The organism is Candidatus Cloacimonadota bacterium (genome assembly GCA_011372345.1).
Taxonomy (GTDB): Bacteria; Cloacimonadota; Cloacimonadia; order Cloacimonadales; family TCS61; genus DRTC01.
On sequence record DRTC01000476.1, the window covers coordinates 1 to 5,173 of the forward strand.

General features: G+C 33.5%; 6 protein-coding genes. All 6 read right to left on the reverse strand.

Translation table 11 applies throughout. From position 1 onward, the window contains the following. Positions 1–152 precede the first annotated feature (152 nt). Positions 153–1,085: a hypothetical protein gene (locus ENL20_09225; GenBank protein HHE38738.1), complete on the reverse strand. Its 933-nt coding sequence runs from the start codon at positions 1,083–1,085 to the stop codon at positions 153–155. 1 nt (position 1,086) lies between these two features. After that, positions 1,087–1,623: a gamma carbonic anhydrase family protein gene (locus ENL20_09230; protein HHE38739.1), complete on the reverse strand. Its 537-nt coding sequence runs from the start codon at positions 1,621–1,623 to the stop codon at positions 1,087–1,089. A gap of 217 nt (positions 1,624–1,840) precedes the next feature. Beyond that, entirely contained in the window at positions 1,841–2,746 is a 906-nt protein-coding gene (rnhC, locus tag ENL20_09235; GenBank protein HHE38740.1) for a ribonuclease HIII, read from the reverse strand. Next, positions 2,743–3,270, reverse strand: a complete 528-nt coding sequence (locus tag ENL20_09240; protein HHE38741.1) for a hypothetical protein — start codon at positions 3,268–3,270, stop codon at positions 2,743–2,745. The genes rnhC and ENL20_09240 overlap by 4 nt, the downstream gene beginning before the upstream one ends. A 97-nt stretch (positions 3,271–3,367) precedes the next feature. Further along, positions 3,368–4,432 (reverse strand): threonylcarbamoyl-AMP synthase, encoded by a 1,065-nt coding sequence (locus ENL20_09245; GenBank protein HHE38742.1) that lies wholly within the window; start codon positions 4,430–4,432, stop codon positions 3,368–3,370. Further along, a partial coding sequence (locus tag ENL20_09250; protein HHE38743.1) for a hypothetical protein occupies positions 4,429–5,173 on the reverse strand: 745 nt, incomplete at its 5' end. The genes ENL20_09250 and ENL20_09245, both read right to left, overlap by 4 nt.

Here is a 5,173-nt window from a genome sequence, read left to right on the forward strand (position 1 = left end):
AATATATCTCCTAACTCTCTCTCTTTACACTTCTATCTTATCGCTATTAAGGAACTAAAATACATACCTCTATAAAAAAGGTTTGCTCAAAATTTAAAATACCATTTCTATGTCAATTAAAAAGATTTATTTTTAGAGAAAAAAATATAAATTCAATAAAAATCGTAATTAATTTCTGAAAATATTTTTCGCTCAAATACAAATCCAGACCACACTTTAAGAGTTTCTGATGCTAATCTGTTTTTTGCTTTTATTGTATAAGAACCATTATGTGGAGTTAAAAAAATATTGTCGTTTTTACCGAAATTTTTAATAATCCATGGTTCATTTTCAAAAACATCAGCAGCAAAACCTAAAATTTTTCCCAAATTTAATCCATTTTCAATTGCTTTTTCTTCAATAATCGGACCACGAGCGGTATTTACAAGCCATATTGGATCAGTAATATTTTTCAAAGCATGAACTGAAAAATAGTTGCGAGTTTCGCGAGTTAATGGACAATGATAAGTTAACAAGTTACACCATTTTAATCCATCTATATAAGAAACCTGCTTTATATATTTATCTTTCCATTGGATTTGAGAAAGGTAGGGATCAACACCGCAAACTTCCGCACCTAAATATTTCAAAGTTTTTGCAACTTTAGTTCCGACTCTTCCAACACCAACCACAAGAACTTTTAAATCAGAAATCTCCCAATTGAAAGATAAACCGCTTTTCCATTTATTTGCTAAAATATTTTTCTTGCTTTTTTGATGATTCTTGATCAAAGCAAAAATAAAAGATATCGTATGCTCATAAGCAGATAAAGCATTTGCTTCGGGAGTTGTGCAAACAACTACATTTCTTTTTTTTGCTGCTAAAATATCAATATTGTCAAAACCGGAACCTGCTCTGATAATCAATTTCAGGTTTTTGTAGTTCTCCATAAACTTATCATCAACTACTGTTTGCGTTCTGATGATCAATATTTCTATGTTATCTTTATTGAAATTCTTATTCGTAATAAAATAGGAATCCCATTTTTTTTTAACGATTTTTTCCCAGAATAAATCCGGCATTTTTTCCAAAATTAATGTTTTCATCTTAATAACCGTAAGAAATGTAATCGTTTTTATATGACCTGTATTGTTCGGCTGAATAATAGAGGGATTTCAGTTCTTCTTCATTCAACGATCTGATGACTTTTGCAGGAGTTCCCACGATCAAACTTCTGGGTGGGAACTTTTTATTTTTAGTGACCAAAGCTCCGGCAGCAACAATCGATTCATCACCAATTTCAGCACCATCGATAATGGTTGCATGCATTCCAATCAGACAAGCATTTCCAATCCTGCAACCATGAAGCATAACTTTATGTCCGATCGTGACATCATTTCCAATAATTGTGGGAAAACCTTTATCAGAGCCATCTTTTTTGGCATGAGTTACATGGATCATGGTCAAATCCTGGATATTGGTTCGGTCTCCGATCCTGATAAAATTCACATCACCTCTGATCACAACTCCAAACCAGACCGAAGAATCATTTCCAATTTCACAATCTCCAAGCATGGTGGCATTTTGAGCGATCCATGTTTTTTCTCCAATTCTGGGAAGAATATCTTTGTATTTAAGAATCATGGTTTTTTCCTTTATTGATCTTTCCGAATCTTATATGAAAGAAAAACTCTGAAAGAAACTTCGAAAAAGAATTTCGAATTTATACAAAAGATAAATTTAAAACGAATAAATCAAAATCTAATATTAGTTGGAGGGACAATAATTTTCATAAACAAGATGTTTATGTTACTTTGCACAATCAGGATTGATGTGTTATATAACAATTCAGCAGATTATTTTACGGAATTTCCTGATAAGTTTTAAAATGAATTTTCGCAACTTCCTTTAATCTTTCTTTTCCAAATTTTTGAGAAAATTCTTTTCCTGCTTGTATAACCTTTTGTGATGCACCTTTAGGAAATTCAATTTTATATTTTTTGGAAAAATCATCTAATTTCAGCAGGAAATGATAACGAGCTAAAATGGAAGCAGCAGCAACTGCTAAATCATCCTCCGCTTTGGTCTTTTGGATCAAATTGATTTTCTTTAAATCTTTTAAAGAAGAGCGAAGAACTTTATCGGAAGCAAATTTATCTATTACGACACCTTCAAAATGATGTTTTTCCTTCAGATTCAGAATCACACGAGCATGCATCCAGGCCAAAAGTTCATTTAACTTTTTATTTTGTTGCTTGAATTTCTCATAAAGATCGTTATATTTTAGCGGATTAAGAACGATTGTTTCGATATTTTCAGGAAATATTTTATGCATAGTTTTTGCGATACGAACTGCCTCTTGATCTTTGAGTAATTTTGAGTCTTTTACTCCCAGTTCTTTTAACTTTGGCAGAATATTTTCCGATGCTATAAATCCACAAACAACTAATGGTCCAAAAAAATCACCTTTCCCGGATTCATCGGTTCCTGCCCAGATATTCCATTTATGAGATTTGGTGGAAGCTTCGACTTCTTTACTTAAAATCTGTTGTATAAGAGATTTCAAAGGATTTCTGGGTGAACCTCCAATAACAGTTGAAATTCCTTTTTTTTTGGAATAATAGATATTGATCGGAATTTCATCATTCTCTTTTCTGAATTTAAGTTGTACACCGTAAGCGATGACTTTTTCATCCGACACAACCAGATCATGTTTTTTTGTTTTACCTAAAAGTTTTACGATAAATTCCGATAATTCTGTTCTCATTTTTCCTCGAATCGAACATTTCCAAAAACCACATCGACATCCATGATCAAACAATTCTTACCTTCGACATACGCAGCATTTCGGTAAACATAATCTCCAAAAAAACTAACTGTCCGGTCAGGTAATTTGCTTTCTGCAAAAACTGTACTGATCTTAACGACGGTAGGAATGGAAGGATCGAGATAGATCAATCCGGAACCAAAGATGACATTAACTTCGGAACGAACATTTTTTTCGGAAATATCGATATTGGTAAGGTCGATATCGCTCCTTCCAAAAATCACATTATATTCCGAATGGGATTTGGTCGCTTTAATTTTTGCATTATTGAAAATCACTGTGTTTTCATGGTGGCTGAATCCGAAACCTCCAAAAAGTAACTTCAGCCCCCAGTAAATAATGATGATCGCGAATACGATCCGGAAAATCGGGATATCAATCTTGAAAAAAGCCTTCAAAACCATTGATAGTCCAAAAAGTATGAGAATAGCTCCCCAAAATAAACTGCCAAATAAAAAGTGCATTTTCACTTTACCTCCGCAAATAAACTTTAAATACCTAAATTACTAAAACACAATAAAATACACACATATAAAATGACCTTTCACCTGGCAAGTTGATTTACGAATAATCTTCCAACTTTTCCACAAGAATCTCGATTCTCTCCTTGATCATTTTATATGTTTCCCGGTAAAAATATATTTCCATTCCAATCGGATCGTCGATATCACAACTCAGCAGGCAGAATTTTTTCCCGCAATATTCGGATAGAGTAAAGACTTTGTTGAAAGAATTGGGAACAAATTCTAAAATAGAGCGTTTATGTTGTTCAGTCATGGTCAGGATCAACCAACTATCTGAGATCAATTCTTTAGTAATATGTGTTGAAATGTGTTGAGAAGCGTCGATGTCGTCATTTTTCAGAACTTCAAAAGAATGAGGAGAAATGCGTACATCCGAATTCAAAAATCCAGCTGAAGCAGCTCGATATTTCATTTTTTTTGCTGCGATCAGTTTTTTCAAATAATATTCTGCCATAGGACTGCGGCAAATGTTTCCGGTACAAACAAATAAGATCAAAGGAGACTCAAATGATTTTTTGATTTGTCCAAACTTGATACTTCCTTCCCGCAGACAGATCAACTTATTTTCCTGATAGTTGATAATGGTTGAAGGTTTTGAATAATCATATCGTTTTTTCCCGGAAAGTACTTCCAAATCAAACCATTTTCCTTTTTCTGCTCTGATCTGTTCGAGATCATTTAACGCTTCTTCTCCTGAAAAATTGACACTCGTACTGATAATTGGAACATTTATTTTTTTAATAAAATCTCGTAAAAATTTTGAGGAAGGAATGCGTATAGCAATTTTTTTTTGATCGGAAACAAGAGGGAAATTATTTTCGGGATCATCTAAAACGATAGTTAAATTCCCGGGAAGATACTGCTGCATCAGTCTTTTTATTTTTGGAGAAATTTGAATTCGATATTTTTCCAACCATTCGATTTCAGGAAAAAGAATGATGTAACCCTTTTTGTCTTTTCTTTGTTTAAGAGAATCTATTCTCTCGATCGCTTTTTCTGAAAAAACGGAACAACCAATCCCGAACATATTTCCGGTGTGATGAAGGAAAACGGAATCTTTTTTAAAAGTAGCTTTTTGAGTCTTTTTTTTAAACATAATCATTCCAGATAATCCAGCGGATCAACCGGATTTCCTCTTTTTCTCAATTCGAAATGCAAACAGGGGACATCAGCAGTACCGGTTTTCCCTGATAAAGCAATCGTTTGGTTTTTGGAAATGATATCCCCCTGCGAAACCATCAAAGTACTGTTATGTGAATAAAGCGAGAAAAAACCGTTTTGATGATCGATGATGATCAATTTCCCGGAACCACCGTGCCATTCCGAGAATGCAACTACTCCATCTTCGACAGCCCGAACTTTTGTTCCTTCATTTGCTGAAATATCTATTCCATTATTCATAGTGCTGACATTATACAATTCACTTTTATTAACACCGAAATCTTTGAGGATCTTACCTTTCAGTGGCCAGATGAGTTTTGGTGTCGAGAATTTATAAGTGTAATGTTCGGTAATTATCTCAGATTGCAGTTTGCTGATCAATTCATTTAAAGCAACAGCTTCCTTTTCCAGTCTCTCTTTCAGTTCCAGAGCTTGTTCTTTTTCTTTTTCCAATTGAGAAATGTTGGCAGCTAATTCCCCGATATCCTTTTTGTAATTCTTACTTTTCTTTTTAGCAACAATACGAGACCATTGCACATTTTCAAATTCTTTCTGTTTATTATTTTTTTCTTTTTCAAGATCGTTTTTCTGATTAGTGTAAGATAAAATCTCTTCAGCTGTACTTTTCACCAGACACGCCAGCAATGTTGCATCCTGCTTTTGATTGGGAAATAACATAGAT

Coding starts and splice junctions, on each gene's coding strand:
- rnhC (HHE38740.1), bottom strand. CDS start 2,746: ATGAGAACAGAATTATCGGAATTTATCGTAAAACTTTTAGGTAAAACA.
- ENL20_09245 (HHE38742.1), bottom strand. CDS start 4,432: ATGATTATGTTTAAAAAAAAGACTCAAAAAGCTACTTTTAAAAAAGAT.
- ENL20_09240 (HHE38741.1), bottom strand. CDS start 3,270: ATGCACTTTTTATTTGGCAGTTTATTTTGGGGAGCTATTCTCATACTT.
- ENL20_09230 (HHE38739.1), bottom strand. CDS start 1,623: ATGATTCTTAAATACAAAGATATTCTTCCCAGAATTGGAGAAAAAACA.
- ENL20_09225 (HHE38738.1), bottom strand. CDS start 1,085: ATGAAAACATTAATTTTGGAAAAAATGCCGGATTTATTCTGGGAAAAA.